This window comes from Pseudomonas sp. GW821-FHT07G06 (genome assembly GCF_058986625.1).
Map to the genome: position 1 here is coordinate 110573 of NZ_JBYSVW010000008.1, position 16502 is coordinate 127074.

The 16502-nt window shown below is 60.8% G+C and carries 12 protein-coding genes; 5 read left to right on the forward strand and 7 right to left on the reverse strand.

The genetic code is table 11. The features are described from left to right. The 4 genes from AC3WJW_RS15260 (at position 1) to lpxC (ending at position 4433) form a co-directional block, all read left to right on the forward strand. Entirely contained in the window at positions 1-867 is an 867-nt protein-coding gene (locus AC3WJW_RS15260; RefSeq protein WP_493726571.1) for a cell division protein FtsQ/DivIB, read from the forward strand. 15 nt (positions 868-882) lie between these two features. Further along, on the forward strand, positions 883-2142 hold the full coding sequence (gene ftsA, locus AC3WJW_RS15265; RefSeq protein WP_007972611.1) for a cell division protein FtsA: 1260 nt from the start codon (positions 883-885) through the stop codon (positions 2140-2142). 73 nt (positions 2143-2215) lie between these two features. Then, the gene (ftsZ, locus tag AC3WJW_RS15270) at positions 2216-3409 is read left to right on the forward strand and encodes a cell division protein FtsZ (RefSeq protein WP_007972612.1); all 1194 of its coding nucleotides are present in this window, start codon (positions 2216-2218) and stop codon (positions 3407-3409) included. A gap of 112 nt (positions 3410-3521) precedes the next feature. After that, positions 3522-4433, forward strand: a complete 912-nt coding sequence (gene lpxC, locus AC3WJW_RS15275; protein ID WP_007939852.1) for a UDP-3-O-acyl-N-acetylglucosamine deacetylase — start codon at positions 3522-3524, stop codon at positions 4431-4433. 173 nt (positions 4434-4606) lie between these two features. On the opposite strand, the gene AC3WJW_RS15280 is transcribed toward lpxC, so the two are convergent. The 7 genes from AC3WJW_RS15280 to AC3WJW_RS15310 form a co-directional block, all read right to left on the reverse strand. Beyond that, positions 4607-6109, reverse strand: a complete 1503-nt coding sequence (locus tag AC3WJW_RS15280) for a sensor domain-containing diguanylate cyclase (protein WP_493726572.1) — start codon at positions 6107-6109, stop codon at positions 4607-4609. 249 nt (positions 6110-6358) lie between these two features. Continuing rightward, positions 6359-6583, reverse strand: a complete 225-nt coding sequence (locus tag AC3WJW_RS15285) for a hypothetical protein (RefSeq protein WP_102698518.1) — start codon at positions 6581-6583, stop codon at positions 6359-6361. A gap of 249 nt (positions 6584-6832) precedes the next feature. Continuing rightward, positions 6833-8197, reverse strand: a complete 1365-nt coding sequence (locus AC3WJW_RS15290) for a heavy metal sensor histidine kinase (protein WP_493726573.1) — start codon at positions 8195-8197, stop codon at positions 6833-6835. After that, positions 8187-8864, reverse strand: coding sequence for a heavy metal response regulator transcription factor (locus AC3WJW_RS15295; RefSeq protein WP_493726574.1), 678 nt, complete (start codon positions 8862-8864; stop codon positions 8187-8189). Before AC3WJW_RS15295 ends, AC3WJW_RS15290 begins: the two co-directional genes overlap by 11 nt. Before the next feature lie 9 nt (positions 8865-8873). Continuing rightward, positions 8874-11975 carry a multidrug efflux RND transporter permease subunit gene (locus AC3WJW_RS15300; protein ID WP_493726575.1) on the reverse strand — a complete coding sequence of 1034 codons (3102 nt, stop codon included), beginning with the start codon at positions 11973-11975 and terminating at the stop codon, positions 8874-8876. Next, positions 11972-13132, reverse strand: a complete 1161-nt coding sequence (locus AC3WJW_RS15305) for an efflux RND transporter periplasmic adaptor subunit (protein ID WP_218500790.1) — start codon at positions 13130-13132, stop codon at positions 11972-11974. Before AC3WJW_RS15305 ends, AC3WJW_RS15300 begins: the two co-directional genes overlap by 4 nt. 503 nt (positions 13133-13635) lie before the next feature. Further along, positions 13636-14604: a LysR family transcriptional regulator gene (locus AC3WJW_RS15310; RefSeq protein WP_102698513.1), complete on the reverse strand. Its 969-nt coding sequence runs from the start codon at positions 14602-14604 to the stop codon at positions 13636-13638. A 281-nt stretch (positions 14605-14885) separates the two neighbouring features. Between AC3WJW_RS15310 and AC3WJW_RS15315 the strand changes: the two genes are divergently transcribed. Further along, positions 14886-16382 carry an efflux transporter outer membrane subunit gene (locus tag AC3WJW_RS15315; protein ID WP_493726576.1) on the forward strand — a complete coding sequence of 499 codons (1497 nt, stop codon included), beginning with the start codon at positions 14886-14888 and terminating at the stop codon, positions 16380-16382. Positions 16383-16502 lie beyond the last annotated feature (120 nt).

The window sequence follows — 16502 nt, forward strand, 5'->3', positions numbered from 1 at the left end:
ATGCAAGGCGCCCAGCTCAGACATCAGCCTCCCGCACCCGGCCGCAAGCCGGTGCCACGGGGTGCCAGCCGAATGGTGGCCAAAGAGCCGATGTCCGCGCGCCTGCCGAAAGCCAACTTCGGTTTTCTCAAAGCGTTGTTCTGGCCGGTGCTGCTGGTGGCCTTGGGGTTCGGTACTTACGAAGGCGCGACACGCTTGTTGCCGTATGCCGACCGGCCGATCACCAAAATCAACGTGCAGGGCGACCTGAGTTACATCAGCCAGCAAGCGGTGCAGCAACGGATCGCCCCGTACGTGGCGTCGAGCTTCTTCACCATCGACCTGGCGAGCATGCGTACCGAGCTTGAAACGATGCCATGGATTGCCCACGCCGAAGTGCGTCGGGTGTGGCCGGATCAAGTGGTGATCCGCCTGGAAGAGCAACTGCCCGTGGCCCGTTGGGGTGACGAGTCGTTGTTGAACAACCAGGGCCAGGCCTTCACCCCGCGCGAGTTGGCGAACTACGAACACTTGCCTCAGCTGTTTGGCCCACAGCGGGCCCAGCAGCAGGTGATGCAGCAGTACCAGGTGTTGAGTCAGATGCTCCGGCCTCTGGGCTTCTCGATTGCACGCCTGGAGTTGCGTGAACGCGGCAGCTGGTTCCTGACCACCGGACCCGGCAGTGCCGGCCCGGGGATCGAACTGCTGCTCGGACGCGGCAACCTGGTGGAAAAGATGCGCCGCTTCATCGCCATCTATGACAAGACGCTCAAAGAACAGATTACGAACATTGCGCGCATCGATCTGCGCTACGCCAACGGCCTCGCTGTTGGCTGGCGGGAACCTGTAGCGCCCACGGCAGCCCAACCCGCTGTCGCGAAGAATTAAGAAGAGGCAGGACCCATGGCAAACGTGCAAAGCGGCAAAATGATCGTCGGTCTCGATATCGGCACCTCCAAGGTGGTGGCGCTGGTAGGCGAGGTCGCGGACGACGGCACGCTGGAAATCGTCGGGATCGGTACCCATCCGTCCCGTGGCCTGAAAAAAGGCGTGGTGGTGAATATCGAATCCACCGTGCAATCGATCCAGCGCGCCATCGAAGAAGCGCAGTTGATGGCCGGTTGCCGCATCCACTCGGCATTCGTTGGCGTGGCCGGCAATCACATCCGCAGCCTGAACTCCCACGGCATCGTGGCGATTCGTGATCGCGAAGTCAGCTCGGCCGACCTCGAGCGCGTGCTCGACGCTGCCCAGGCCGTGGCGATCCCGGCTGACCAGCGCGTACTGCACACCTTGCCGCAAGACTACGTGATCGATAACCAGGAAGGCGTCCGCGAGCCGCTGGGCATGTCCGGCGTGCGTCTGGAAGCCAAGGTCCACGTGGTCACCTGCGCCGTCAATGCCGCACAGAACATTGAAAAATGCGTACGTCGCTGCGGCCTGGAAATCGACGACATCATTCTCGAGCAGCTGGCTTCCGCTTATTCGGTACTGACCGATGACGAGAAAGAGCTGGGCGTGTGCCTGGTGGACATCGGTGGCGGTACCACCGACATCGCGATCTTCACCGAGGGTGCGATCCGTCACACCGCGGTCATCCCGATTGCCGGTGACCAGGTGACCAACGACATCGCCATGGCGTTGCGCACCCCGACCCAGTACGCCGAAGAAATCAAGATTCGCTACGCCTGCGCCCTGGCCAAGCTGGCCGGTGCCGGTGAAACCATCAAGGTGCCAAGCGTTGGCGATCGTCCACCGCGCGAACTGTCCCGCCAGGCCCTGGCCGAAGTGGTCGAGCCGCGCTACGACGAACTGTTCACGCTGATCCAGGCCGAACTGCGCCGCAGCGGCTACGAAGACCTGATCCCGGCCGGCATCGTGCTGACCGGCGGTACCGCGAAGATGGAAGGTGCCACTGAACTGGCCGAGGAAATCTTCCACATGCCGGTGCGCCTGGGCGTGCCGCATGGCGTGAAAGGTCTGGATGACGTGGTCCGCAACCCGATCTATTCCACCGGCGTCGGCCTGTTGATGTACGGCCTGCAGAAGCAGTCCGACGGCATCTCGTTCTCGGGCATCGGCAGCCGCGACAGCTACAGCAACGAAGAGCCACAGGCGCCGCTGCTGGACCGCCTGAAGAAGTGGGTCCAGGGCAATTTCTGACGATTTACCGCAACACCGTTACACCGAAGCACGCAGTAGGCGAAAAAACTAGAGAATGTAAAGGAGAGGGAAAATGTTCGAACTCGTAGACAACATCCCCGCAAGCCCGGTAATCAAAGTTATCGGTGTCGGCGGTGGCGGCGGCAACGCTGTCAACCACATGGTCAAGAGCAACATCGAAGGCGTCGAGTTCATCTGCGCCAACACCGATGCTCAAGCGCTGAAAAACATCGGCGCGCGTACCATCCTGCAACTGGGCACCGGCGTGACCAAGGGCCTGGGCGCTGGCGCCAACCCTGAAGTCGGCCGTCAAGCCGCTCTGGAAGACCGTGAGCGCATTGCCGAAGTCCTGCAGGGCACCAACATGGTGTTCATCACCACTGGCATGGGCGGTGGTACCGGTACCGGTGCTGCGCCGATCATCGCCGAAGTGGCCAAGGAAATGGGCATCCTCACCGTTGCGGTGGTGACCCGTCCGTTCCCGTTCGAAGGCCGCAAGCGTATGCAGATCGCCGACGAAGGCATCCGCATGCTCTCCGAAAGCGTCGACTCGTTGATCACCATTCCCAACGAGAAGCTGCTGACCATCCTTGGTAAAGACGCCAGCCTGCTGTCGGCTTTCGCCAAGGCTGACGATGTACTGGCCGGTGCCGTTCGCGGTATCTCCGACATCATCAAGCGTCCGGGCATGATCAACGTCGACTTCGCCGACGTGCGTACCGTGATGAGCGAAATGGGCATGGCGATGATGGGCACTGGCTGCGCCAGCGGTCCGAACCGTGCACGCGAGGCCACCGAAGCGGCCATTCGCAACCCGCTGCTGGAAGACGTGAACCTGCAAGGCGCTCGCGGCATCCTGGTAAACATTACCGCCGGTCCGGATCTGTCCCTGGGCGAATACTCCGACGTGGGTAGCATCATCGAGGCATTCGCTTCGGAACACGCGATGGTCAAGGTCGGTACCGTTATCGATCCGGACATGCGCGACGAGTTGCACGTGACTGTCGTTGCAACCGGTCTGGGCGCTAAAATCGAGAAGCCTGTGAAGGTCATCGACAATACCGTTCACACTTCGATGGCTGCACAGCCACAACAACAGGCCCCTGTTCGTCAGGAAGCTCCAGCGGTGAACTACCGTGACCTGGACCGTCCGACCGTCATGCGCAACCAGGCCCAGGCCGGTGCTGCGACTGCCGCGAAGATGAATCCGCAAGATGACCTGGACTACCTGGACATCCCGGCTTTCCTGCGTCGTCAGGCCGATTGATGAAATGTATCAGGGGTATTCGGGTGATTGGTGTTCAGCAAAGGTCTGGTCTGCTATCATCGCCAGCCTTTGTTGATACCAGTTCGCAATTTGCGCTGAAGCGGCCCATGCCATGATTAAACAACGCACCCTGAAGAATATTATCCGTGCCACAGGTGTCGGCCTGCACTCCGGGGAGAAGGTCTATCTGACCCTCAAGCCAGCGCCTGTCGACACCGGCATTGTGTTTTGTCGCGCCGACCTCGATCCCGTGGTGCAGATTCCTGCCCGCGCGGAAAACGTTGGTGAAACCACTATGTCGACCACGCTCGTTAACGGTGACGTCAAAGTGGACACGGTAGAGCACTTGCTCTCGGCCATGGCAGGCCTGGGCATCGATAACGCCTACGTCGAGCTCTCCGCGTCCGAAGTCCCGATCATGGATGGTAGCGCCGGACCTTTCGTATTCCTGATTCAATCGGCTGGCCTGGAAGAACAGGACGCCGCCAAGAAGTTCATCCGCATCCTGCGTGAAGTGACAGTGGAAGATGGCGACAAGCGCGCTACTTTCGTCCCTTTCGAAGGGTTCAAAGTGAGCTTCGAGATCGATTTCGATCACCCGGTTTTCCGTGACCGCACCCAAAGTGCAAGCGTGGATTTTTCCAGCACTTCGTTCGTAAAAGAAGTCAGTCGCGCCCGTACCTTTGGTTTCATGAGTGACATCGAGTACCTGCGCAAGCACAACCTCGCACTCGGCGGCAGTGTTGAAAACGCTATTGTGGTCGACGCCGATGGCGTACTGAACGAAGACGGCCTTCGCTATGAAGACGAATTCGTGAAGCACAAGATTCTCGATGCAATTGGTGACCTCTACCTGCTGGGCAATAGCCTGATTGGTGAGTTCAAGGGCTTCAAGTCCGGCCACGCACTGAACAACCAGCTGCTGCGCAAGTTGATTGAGCAGACAGATGCCTGGGAAGTCGTGACGTTCGAAGACGCCAGCACTGCACCGATCTCTTACATGCGCCCGGTTGCGGCCGTGTAAGCAAAAAACCTCTCTAGTTTTTTAAAGGCTACCTTCGGGTGGCCTTTTTTTATGCCCGAAGTTTGTAGTGCCTGGGCTGGCCTCATCGCGAGCAAGCTCGCTCCCACAGTTGATTGCATTCCCCTGTGGGAGCGAGCTTGCTCGCGATGGCGTCCTCCCATCCAATGAAAATCCTATTCGGCACAAACAACCCGGTTGCGCCCCCTCTCCTTGGCCTGATACAGCGCCTTGTCTGCGCTGAATAGCAACTGTTCCAGGGTGATATCGCTGGCCGCCGTCCAGGTGGCAATACCGATACTCACGCTCATCGGTCGCTCACCGGCGTCGACCAGTGGCAGTTTTTGCACCGCCTCACGAATATGTTCGGCAATCTGCCGTGCACCGTCACTGCCTGTTTCGGCCAGGACCACCGAAAACTCTTCGCCCCCGTAGCGCGCCACCAGGTCTGTGGGGCGATGGACATTGGCACTGATGACCTTGGCCAATGCCCGTAACGCTTCGTCGCCGGCCTGATGCCCATGCCGGTCATTGAAGGCCTTGAAGTGATCGGCATCGATCATCAGCAACGACAACGGCTTGCCACTGCGCTGCGCGCGAAACCATTCATGGCGCAGGGTCTGATCAAGGGATCGGCGGTTGGCCACGCCGGTCAAGGCATCGGTGGCCGCCAGTTGCGCCAATTCCTGCTCGGCACTCTGGCGCAGGCGCAGCTCGCGGCAGAGCAGCCAGGTCAACCACAGCAAACCGATGCACAGAACCCCGGTAGCACCGCTGATCACATAGGCCGTACGGTTCCAGGTGGCGAACACCTCATCCACAGAAAGCGCCACGATGACAGTCAGCGGCAGGTTGCCGACCCGGGTAAAGGTGTACAAGCGCCGTTGATGGTCGACACTCGACACACTTTCAAAGGTGCCATTGCGCTCCTGCAGCATGCGTACGACGTTGGGGCGGCTGGAGAAGCTTTTGCCGATGGAGTTCGGTTCCCGGTACGGCTTCTGCGCCAGGAGGATCCCGTCATTGTCGATGATGCCCAGCGTGCTGCCGGTGCCGATGTCGAGGCTGTTGAACAACTGATCGAAGTAGCTCATGCGCATCGAGGCTACCGCGACCCCCAGAAACTCACCCGTGGGCGAGGAAATGCGTCGGCTGAAACTGATGCGCCATTCGTCGCTGTCATCGCAGTCACAGCGCGGCTTGAACGGTCGGCTGATAAACATGCCGGTGTCACGATTGAAGACATGGGCCAGGAAATAATCGCGGTCAGCGAAGTTACCCGGTTTCGGTTCGATCAACGATGAGTCGGCCAGCACGTCGCCGTGCTTGTCCAGCAGCAGGATGTCGCCCTTGTAGCGCGCGGTGGTGGAGCGGTCGAACAGCGCCAGATGACGAATCTGCGGCGAAACCTGTTTCAGGTCGTCCCGTTGGGCAGCGGCGATCAGGCCCTGCAAGGTCAGATCATAGAGCTCGACCGTACGCAGGACATCGGCATCGATCAGTTGCGCAATAGTGGTTGCGCTGCGTGTGGCGGTCTGCTGGGCGTTGGCGTGTTCGCGGATCAGCAGAAAAGTGACGATGCACAGGATCGAGATGACCGTCAGGGTGCTGCCGAAGATCACCATGATCTCGGGTCGCCCGGATGGGCCTTGAAAATGTGGGGTGCGGCTTGCAGTCATAGGGCTGACGTCTGCTAAAGGGACGTTGTAAGCGTAGTTGCATTAACGTAGCAGCCGGGTGAATCGTGCCTGTTGCTCGAGCGATTGATCAATGACGTGGGCATCAGCGCTTGTCGTTGCGAAAACTGCAATGAAAGTTGAATCGCCACGATAAAAAAAGCCGCTGAAAAAGCAGCGGCTTTGCAGACAACTTTTCAAAGGGAAGAGCCGATGAAAAGTGTCGAGGGAAACGGGAGTGAACGGTGCCGATCAGCTGTCCTTCTCGACCTGTGGCAGGGCCTGAGTGGTCGAGGCTTGCGGGGCTTGGGCGTCTTGCGCAGCCTTGGCCGTCATCTCGATCTGATGCTCTTCGAACGCTGCAGCGCGTGCGGCGTTATGTGCGACGAAAGTCTGCGATTCTTCCGCCATCGCCAATGGCGACAGGAACAAAGAGGACAAAACGAAAGCGCTGGCAATACCCATACTGTTGGACATCTTTAAAACCTTCTTGCTTGGCAAGTGCTGTTTGGTGCGGGCAAAGATAAGGATCTTGAGCGAGGGGAAAAAGAGCGGATTCATGAAAGGACTGTTGCTGTTATGGCAACAGTTGGTTGGCCGCACACTTGTGATCAACCCGGAACCAATGTGGGAGCGAGCTTGCTCGCGATAGCATCACCTCGGTTCAGAAGTTGCACCGAGTCGCTTGCATCGCGAGCAAGCTCGCTCCCACAAAGGAAGAGGGGGTCAGACGGGAAGGTGAATCCCGAACGTATTCATCCCATGGTCACTGCGCACGAACACATCCCCGCCATGCATCAACGCAATCGCCTTGACGATGGCCAGTCCAAGGCCATGGTTGTGGCCGCTGTTGCTGCGCGATGCATCAACCCGGTAGAAACGCTCGAACAGCCGTGGCAGGTGTTCGCGGGCAATCGGCGAGCCGGGGTTGGCGACGCCGATGCTGACCTGATGTTCTGCGGCTTCAATGTGCACTTCAATCACCTGACCGGGCGCGGTGTGCTGCACCGCGTTGTTCAGCAGATTGATCAACGCCCGGCGCAGATGAGCGATCTCGATGCTCACTTGCGCGTCACCACTGACCTCTACCTGGACCTGAGCGTCCTCAAGAATGAAGTCCAGGTATTCCAGGGTCGTGGCCACCTCATCGGCCAGCGACGTGGACGTCAGTCTGGTCGCCTTGCTGCCCTGATCGGCACTGGCCAGGAACAGCATGTCGTTGATGATCGAACGCAGCCGCTCAAGCTCCTCGAGATTCGATTGCAGCACTTCGAAGTAATGCTCGGCGGAGCGTCCGCGGGTCAAGGCGACCTGGGTCTGGCCGATCAGGTTGGTCAGTGGCGAGCGCAGTTCATGGGCGACGTCGGCATTGAACGATTCAAGCCGTGAGTAAGCCTGCTCGACCCGTTCCAGGGTCGAGTTGAACGAGCTGACGAACTGATCGAGTTCCGGCGGCAACGGTGACAATCGCAAGCGCCCTGAGCGCAACGGGGGAGCCAGGCGCCGGGCTTCCTGGGACAGTTTGATCAGCGGCTTGAGGCCGATCCGCGCCACCCAGTAACCCAGTGCCGAAGCCAGCAATACACCGACAATCGCCAGGCTGATCAGCGCGATCAACAGTTGATGCTGGGTCTGGAAAAACGTCTCGGTGTCGATGGCGATCATGAAACGCAGCGGTGGGCGCTGGTCCTTGGCCGGGAATTCGCTGACCAGCACTTTCAGCGGATAGGGATGATCCGGCAGATGCATGTCGCGCATGCCCAGTGGCCCTTGGGCAAAGGTGCGGATTTGCGGAGTCAGGTTGCCGTATTCGTAATGGGGATCGCCACTGATGATCCAGAAGCTGATGCGCTTGTCTTCTTCGCTCAGCAGGTTGAGCTTGTTGTTGATTTTCACCCAATGCTCAGGCGTGCCGTAACGGCCGACTGTGGATTCGAGTACGCTGTAGCGCGCATCCAGCTCGGCTTCGGGCAACAGGCCCAGGCCTTTGTCGACCTGCTGGTACAACGCCCCGCCAATCAACAGGAACACCAGCAGCGCCACCAGCGTGAACATCCCGCTCAGGCGCAAGGCGATGCTGTTACTGGACACCACGGCTCTCCAGCACATAACCCATGCCGCGAATGGTGTGCAGCAGTTTCTCTTCGAAGGGGCCGTCGAGCTTGGCCCGCAGGCGTTTGATCGCGACTTCGACGACGTTGGCGTCGCTGTCGAAATTGATGTCCCAGACCATCTCGGCAATGGCGGTTTTCGAGAGGATTTCACCTTGGCGCCGGGCCAATACGCTGAGCAGCGAGAACTCCTTGGCGGTCAGGTCCAGCCGTGCGCCGCCGCGAGTAGCCTTGCGGCTGATCAAATCTATCCACAGGTCGGCAATGCTCACTTGCACCGGTTCATGACCGCCGCTGCGTCGGGTCAGCGCTTGCAGGCGTGCCACCAGCTCAAGGAAGGAAAACGGTTTGCCCAGGTAATCATCGGCGCCGTCACGCAGGCCCCTGATGCGATCTTCCACACGTTCGCGGGCGGTGAGCATGATCACCGGGGTCTGCTTGCGCGCACGCAAGGCGCGCAACACGCCGAAGCCGTCGAGGCCCGGCAACATCACGTCGAGGACGATCACCGCGTAGTCGTTCTCCAGCGCCAGATGCAGGCCTTCGACCCCATCCCGCGCCAGGTCCACGGTGTATCCCTGTTCCGTCAGGCCGCGGTGCAGATAGTCCGCGGTTTTTTCTTCGTCTTCGATAATCAGGACGCGCATGACCCCGCCTCAGTCTGTGGTTGCCAGCGCCGGTACTGGCGAGGGTTTTGGCCGATGGAACAGCCGCTCCAGCCACAAGTATATGACCGGCGTGGTGAACAGCGTCAGCGCCTGGCTCACCAGCAAGCCGCCGACTACCGCGATCCCCAGGGGTTGGCGCAGCTCGGCGCCGGTGCCGTAGCCGAGCATCAGCGGCAGGGCGCCGAGCAGGGCGGCGAGGGTTGTCATGATGATCGGGCGGAACCGCGTGATGCAGGCCTTGAAGATCGCTTCTTCAGGCGACATTCCGCCATTGCGTTGCGCTTCGAGGGCGAAGTCGATCATCAGGATGCCGTTTTTCTTGACGATACCGATCAACAGCACCAGGCCGATCAAGGCCATGATCGAAAAGTCCTGGCCGCATATCCACAGCATGATCACTGCGCCGAGGCCCGCCGAGGGCAAGGTCGAAATGATCGTTAGCGGGTGCACGAAGCTCTCGTAGAGCACGCCGAGAATGATGTACACCGCTACCAGCGCCGCCAGGATCAGCCACGGCTGGCTGGCCAGCGAACTCTGGAACGCCTGGGCCGCGCCCTGGAAATTACCGCTGATGGCGGTTGGCATGCCGATGTCGGCCTTGGCCTGGTCGAGCATGATCACCGCATCGCCCAGCGCCACGCCGGGCGCCAGGTTGAACGACAGGTTGGCGGCCGGGAACATGCCGTCATGGGCGATGGACAGTGGGCCGATGGTGGGCGCATCGAACCTGGCCAGGGCCGACAGCGGTACCATTTCCCCGCTCAGGGGGGAGCGCAGGTAGAAATAGTTGAGGCTTTCGGCTTTGCCGCGCTGCTGGGTGTCCAGCTCCAGGATCACGTTGTACTGGTTGACCTGGGTCTGGAATTCATTGATCTGGCGCTGTCCGAAGGCATCGTACAGGGCTTCGTCGACGTCGCTGGCGGTCAGGCCGAAACGCGCCGCGGCGCTGCGGTCGATGCTGATGTGGGTGATGCTGCCGCCCAGTTGCAAATCGTTGGAAATATCGCGGAAGGCCGGGTTGGCGCGCAGTTTTTCCGTCAGGCGCTGGGTCCAGGTACTCAGGGTCGGACCATCGTTGCTCTTGAGCACATATTGATACTGGGCGCGGCTCGGGCCTGAACTGAGGTTGATGTCCTGGCCGGCGCGCAGGTACAGGACGATGCCCGGTACTTTCATCAGTTGCGGACGAATCCGGTCGATGAACTGACTGGCCGAGACATCGCGGTCGTTGCGTTTTTTCAGGGTGATCCAGAAGCGGCCGTTGGCGATGGTCTGGTTGCTGCCGGAGACACCGACCGAGTGCGAGAACGTTTCCACGGCAGGGTCGGCGGCGACGATTTCCGCCATAGCGAGGTGTTTTTTCACCATGTCGCCGTAGGAAATGTCAGCAGCGGCTTCGGTGGTGCCGAGGACGAAGCCGGTGTCCTGTATCGGGAAGAAGCCTTTAGGAATGAAGATGTAACCGGCGACGGCCAGACCCAGCGACAGGCAGAATACACCGATCATCAAGCGCTGATGGGCGAGGGCGCGGCGCAAGCCTTTTTCGTACCAGGCCAACAGACGCTCACCAAAGCCCGGTTTGCCGTGTGCATGATGCACCGGCGCGCGCATGAACAGCGCGGCCAGGGTTGGCGCCAGGGTCAGCGACACCACCACCGAAATCAAGATGGTCGAGGTGGCGGTCAGGGCGAACTCCTTGAACAGTCGCCCGACCACGCCTCCCATGAACAGCAACGGAATGAACGCCGCCACCAGAGAAAAGCTGATCGACACCACGGTGAAACCAATCTCGCCCGCGCCCTTGATCGCCGCTTCGCGCATGCCGTCGCCGGCCTCCAGGTGCCGGTGAATGTTTTCCACCACCACGATCGCATCGTCGACCACAAAGCCCACGGCCACCACGATCGCCACCAACGTCAGGTTGTTCAGGCTGAAGCCCATGACGTACATCAACGCAAAACTGGCGACCAGCGAAACCCCCAGCACCGCCGACACAATCAGGGTCGCCGACAACTGGCGCAGGAACAGCGCCATCACCGCCACCACCAGCATGATCGCGATCAGCAGGGTAATTTCCACTTCATGCAGGGACGCGCGAATGGTCTGGGTGCGGTCGATCAGCACCTTGACCTGCACCGAGGCGGGGAGCATCGCTTCCAGCGCCGGCAAGGCGGCCTGGATGCGGTCCACGGTTTCGACGATGTTGGCGCCCGGCTGGCGGAAGATCACCAGGTTCACCCCCGGTTGCGAGCCCGCCCAAGCCTGGACGTAGGCATCTTCCGAACCGTTGACGACTTTGGCGACATCGCGCAGATGAACCGGCGCGCCATCCTTGTAGGAGACAATCAGTTGGCTGTAGTCCTCCGGGTGGAACAACTGGTCGTTGGTGGACAGGGTCGAGATGTTCGACTCCCCGTACAGCGCACCCTTGGCCAGGTTGAGGCTGGTCTGCTGGATCGCCAGGCGGATGTCGGCGAGGGTCAGGCCGATGGCGGCGAGTTTGTCCGCCGAAACCTGGACGCGGATCGCCGGCCGCTGCTGACCGGTGATGGCGACCTGGCCTACACCGTCGACCTGACTGAGCTGACGGGACAACAGGGTTTCCGTCAGGTCGCTGAGCTCCGGACCGGGCATCAGCGAGGAGTTGACGCTGAGGATCAGCACCGGGCTGTCGGCCGGGTTGACCTTGCGCCAGGTCGGCAGGTTCGGCATGTCCTTGGGCAGCTTGCCCGCGGCCGTATTGATCGCCGCCTGTACTTCCTGGGCGGCAGTGTCGATGCTCTTGTCGAGGGTGAATTGCAGGGTCAGGATAGTCGAGCCCAGAGCGCTGCTCGAGGTCATCTGGGTCACGCCGGGAATGGCACTGAATTGCACTTCAAGGGGGGTGGCCACCGAGGAAGCCATGGTTTCCGGGCTGGCGCCGGGCAATTGCGCGGCCACCTGGATGGTCGGGAATTCCGCCTCCGGCAACGGCGCTACCGGCAGGCGCGGAAACGCGATGACGCCCAGCAGCACCAGGGCGAACGTCAGCAGGATCGTGGCCACCGGGTGGTCGATGCACCAGGCGGATATCGAACCGTGGCCCTTCATTGTGCGGCCTCCGATTGCACCACTTGCGGCGGCTCGGTCATCACCTGCACCGTCGACCCCGGCTTGAGTCGCGACTGACCATCGCTGACCAGTACATCACCTGGTTTCACGCCCTTGATGATGTCCTGGCCGCTGCCTTGATAGACCATTTGCACCTGAACGGCTTCGACCTTGTCGCCATTGACCCGGTACACGAAGTGTTGGTCCAGACCGCGTTGTACGACTGTCGGCGGTACCACCAGCGCATCTTTATCCAGGGCTGTCTGAATCTTTACCGTCACCAGCAGACCCGGCCACAGCTTCTGCCCCGGATTGTCGAACTCGGCCTTGGCGCGGATGGTGCCAGTGTTGGCATTGATCTGGTTGTCGATCAGGGTCAGGTGGCCTTCGCCGAGCAGGTTGCCGGTTTCGCCGTCGGTGTCAGCTCCGATGTAGGCCTTGACCCGGGCGTGCTGTGGGTCGTTGATCAGGCCCTGCAAGGTCGGCAGCATTTGCTGCGGCAGGGAGAACTCCACGGCGATCGGGTCGATCTGGGTCACGGTGAACAGGCCTTGGGTGTCGGTCATGCGCAGGAAGTTGCCTTCATCCACGGTGCGAATGCCGACGCGACCGGTCACTGGGGAGCGAATCTGTGTGTAGGAAAGTTGTACCTGAGCTGCGTCGATTGACGCCTGATTGCCTTGGGCGGTGGCTTTGAGTTGGTTCACCAGCGCCTGTTGCTGGTCGTAGGTCTGCTTGGAAACACCGTCGTCAACGCTCAGCAGTTTGTAGCGTTTAAGGTTGACCAGCGCCACTTGCAGCTGCGCCTGGCTTTCGCCCAGTTGTGCCCGGGCCTGGTCGAGGCTGGCGCGGATCGAGCGGTCGTCGATGGTGGCCAGCAGGTCGTCTTTTTTCACCAGTTGGCCTTCCTTGACCATGATTTTGGTGAGGATGCCGTCGATTTGCGGGCGGACCACGACGCTGTGCAGGGACAGCACCGAACCGATGCCGCTGACGTAGCGCGGCACGTCTTTTTCGGCGACGGCGACCACGCGCACCGGGATGGCGGTGGGGGTGGCGAGTTTGGTCTTGACCGGTTTGGTGGCGTACCACAGGCCCAGCGCTGCCAGGACGATCAGAAGGGCGACGAGCAGGGCGGGTTTTTTCTGGGTTCGCATGCGAGTGGGGCGCCGGGGCTGGGTTTTTGGTCGAAGGGTAGTTTCCTTTATAAACCTGTTTGGTGGTCAGGAGGGTGACGGCTAACTGACGGCGCTGTCAGTTTTTGTGTCTTGGCGGCCTCTGGGCCGGCCACGCCCCTTGCGTACGGCCCCTCGCTTAGGCTCGGGGTTCCTTCGCTCCGGCATTCATCCGGGGGCATTGCCCTCCGGTCGGCTTCGCTTCGACCTACATGCAATGAGTTCGACTGCGTCGAACGGCGCTGCGCGCCAATCCCCGGATGAACGCCTCCGCTCGCCTTCCGAGGGGGCGGGTGGATCAAGAGCTGCAGGCGAGCTAACGCTCGGCCTGTTGGGTGGTGAGAAGCGTGGATGTACGCCGCCCCCTGTAGGAGCTGCCGCAGGCTGCGATCTTTTGATCTTGATCTTCCGCCCTTTCGACATGGTCAAAAATCAAAATCAAAAGATCGCAGCCTGCGGCAGCTCCTACAGGGTCAGGATTTGGCTCAATTCGCCAGCCGAACTCCGCCCAGACTCCCGCTCAATTCATACGCCGCCAATTCCGCCTGATGCGCTGCCAGCAACTCCGGCAACGATCCGCGCAAATACTCGACCCAGGTCTTGATCTTCGCATCCAGGTACTGGCGCGAAGGGTAGATTGCATACAGGTTCAGTTCCTGCGAGCGGTATTTGGGCATCACCCTCACCAGCGTGCCGTTACGCAGGCCTTCAATGGCGGCGTACAGCGGCAGGACGCCAACGCCCATGCCGCTGATGATCGCGGATTTCATCGCGTCGGCGGAGTTCACCAGAAACGGGGAGCTGTTGATGGTGACCATTTCCTGGCCGTCAGGACCGTCGAAGGCCCATTTTTCCAGCGGGATCACCGGGCTGACCAGGCGCAGGCAGGCGTGGTTGAGCAGGTCGCTGGGTTTTTGTGCGCAGCCGTTGGCTTTGACGTAGGCCGGCGAGGCGCAAACGATGCTGTAGGTGATGCCCAGGCGCTGGGAGACGAAACCCGAATCCGGCAGTTCGCGGGCGAGGACGATGGACACGTCGTAACCCTCGTCGAGCAGGTCCGGCACGCGGTTGGCCATGGTCAGGTCGAAGGTTACGTCCGGGTGGGTCTTGCGGTAACGGGCGATGGCGTCGATCACGAAGTGCTGGCCGATGCCGGTCATGGTGTGCACTTTCAGTTGCCCGGCCGGGCGTGCGTGGGCGTCGCTGGCCTCGGCTTCGGCTTCTTCGACGTAGGCCAGGATCTGTTCGCAGCGCAACAGGTAACGCTTGCCGGCTTCGGTCAGGGCGATGCGGCGGGTCGTTCGGTTGAGCAGGCGGGTTTGCAGGTGGGCTTCCAGGTTGGAGACCGCGCGCGAGACGTTGGCCGTGGTGGTGTCCAGTTGCACGGCGGCGGCGGTGAAGCTGCCGGCTTCGGCCACGTAACTGAAGGCGCGCATGTTTTGCAAAGTGTCCATGGGGTGCTCTCTCGTCGAATGACAAATTGTGACACGAAGTTTCTGTTTATTTACAGGCGACTAAAGATCGACTTAGGGATTATCTCGTTAACGGTAACAAAGATTCACAAGAAACCCAGCTTATCGCCATTCAGGCCGACCCATAGAATTGCGCCCACCTCTGTAGGAGCTGCCGAAGGCTGCGATCTTTTGATGTTTGTTTTTAAGAGCAAGATCAAAAGATCGCAGCCTTCGGCAGCTCCTACGCACAGAACATCTCTCCATCTCAGGAAATCGCAGCAGTGCCGCGTCGCATCAGCAGAGCGCTTCCGCTCAGTGTTTTGGCTTTAACCCTGGTAATCAGCGGCTGCATCGGAACCGGAGGTATTGCCCCGCAGGGCAAGGCGCTGGAGGCCAATTCACTGGCCACCGACGCAGCAATCCAGAGCGCCGCGCAAGATGCGAATTGGCCCACCGCGCAATGGTGGCAAGCCTATGGCGACCCGCAACTGAATCGCTGGATCGACCTCGCCCTGCAAGGCAGCCCGACCCTGGCCATGGCCGCCGCCCGGGTGCGTCAGGCCAGGTCCATGGCTGGTGTGGCCGAAGCAGCCGAGTCGCTGCAGATCAATGGCGAGTCCACCCTCAAGCGCCACAACTGGCCTACCGACCCGTTCTATGGCCCCGGAGAGCTGGCCAACAGCACCACTTGGGACAACAACGCGGCGCTGGGTTTCAGTTATGCCCTCGACCTCTGGGGCCGTGAAAGCAATGCCACCGAGCGCGCCGTGGACATGGCGCACATGACCGTCGCCGAAGCGCGACAGGCCCAGCTCGAATTGCAGGACAACATCGTGCGCGTCTACATCGAACTCTCGCTGCATTACGCGCAACGGGACATTGTTGATGCGACCTTGAAGCAGCAACAGCAGATCCTTGAGCTGGCGCAGAAGCGTTTGAAGGGCGGCATCGGCACCCATTTCGAAGTCAGCCAGGCCGAGACGCCGCTGCCGGAAACCCATCGCCAGCTCGATGCCCTCGACGAAGAAATCGCCTTGAGCCACAACCAGCTCGCCGCCCTCGCCGGCAAGGGGCCGGGTGAAGGCGCGCAACTGCAGCGGCCAACGCTGTCGCTGGGGGCACCATTGAAACTGCCGTCGTCGCTGCCGGCGCAATTGCTCGGCCAGCGCCCGGACGTGGTCGCCAGTCGCTGGCAGGTGGCGGCGCAGGCGCGGGGCATCGATGTCGCCCATGCCGGGTTTTATCCCAACGTCGATCTGGTCGGCAGCCTCGGCTATATGGCCACCGGCGGCGGGGCCCTGGAGTTCCTGACCGGCAAGAAGCTCAACTACAGCGTGGGGCCGGCGATTTCGTTGCCGATTTTCGATGGCGGGCGTTTGCGTGCCGAGTTGGGCGAAGCCTCGGCCGGGTATGACATCGCCGTGGCCAAGTACAACCAGACCCTGGTCCATGCCCTGAAGAACATCTCCGACCAGTTGATCCGCCGCGAGTCCATGGACAAGCAACAGGCGTTCGCCGCCGAGTCGGTGGCCACCGCGCAGAAGACCTACGACATCGCGATGATCGCTTATCAGCGTGGCCTGACCGACTACCTCAACGTGCTCAATGCCCAGACTCTGCTGTTCAAGCAGCAGCAAGTGCAGCAGCAGGTCCAGGCGGCGCGATTGAGTGCCCATGCCGAATTGGTGACGGCGCTGGGCGGTGGTTTGGGTGCCGGCAACGACGTGCCGAACGACAGCCAGACCCAGGCGCCGAAAACCCCGAGTCTTTTGCGTTGAACACAAAACCTGTGGGAGCGAGCCTGCTCGCGAAGGCGGAGTTTCAGACGACATTTATGCTGCCTGACACTCCCTCTTCGCGAGCAGGCTCGCTCCCACAGGTTCCGGTTTTCACTGGAA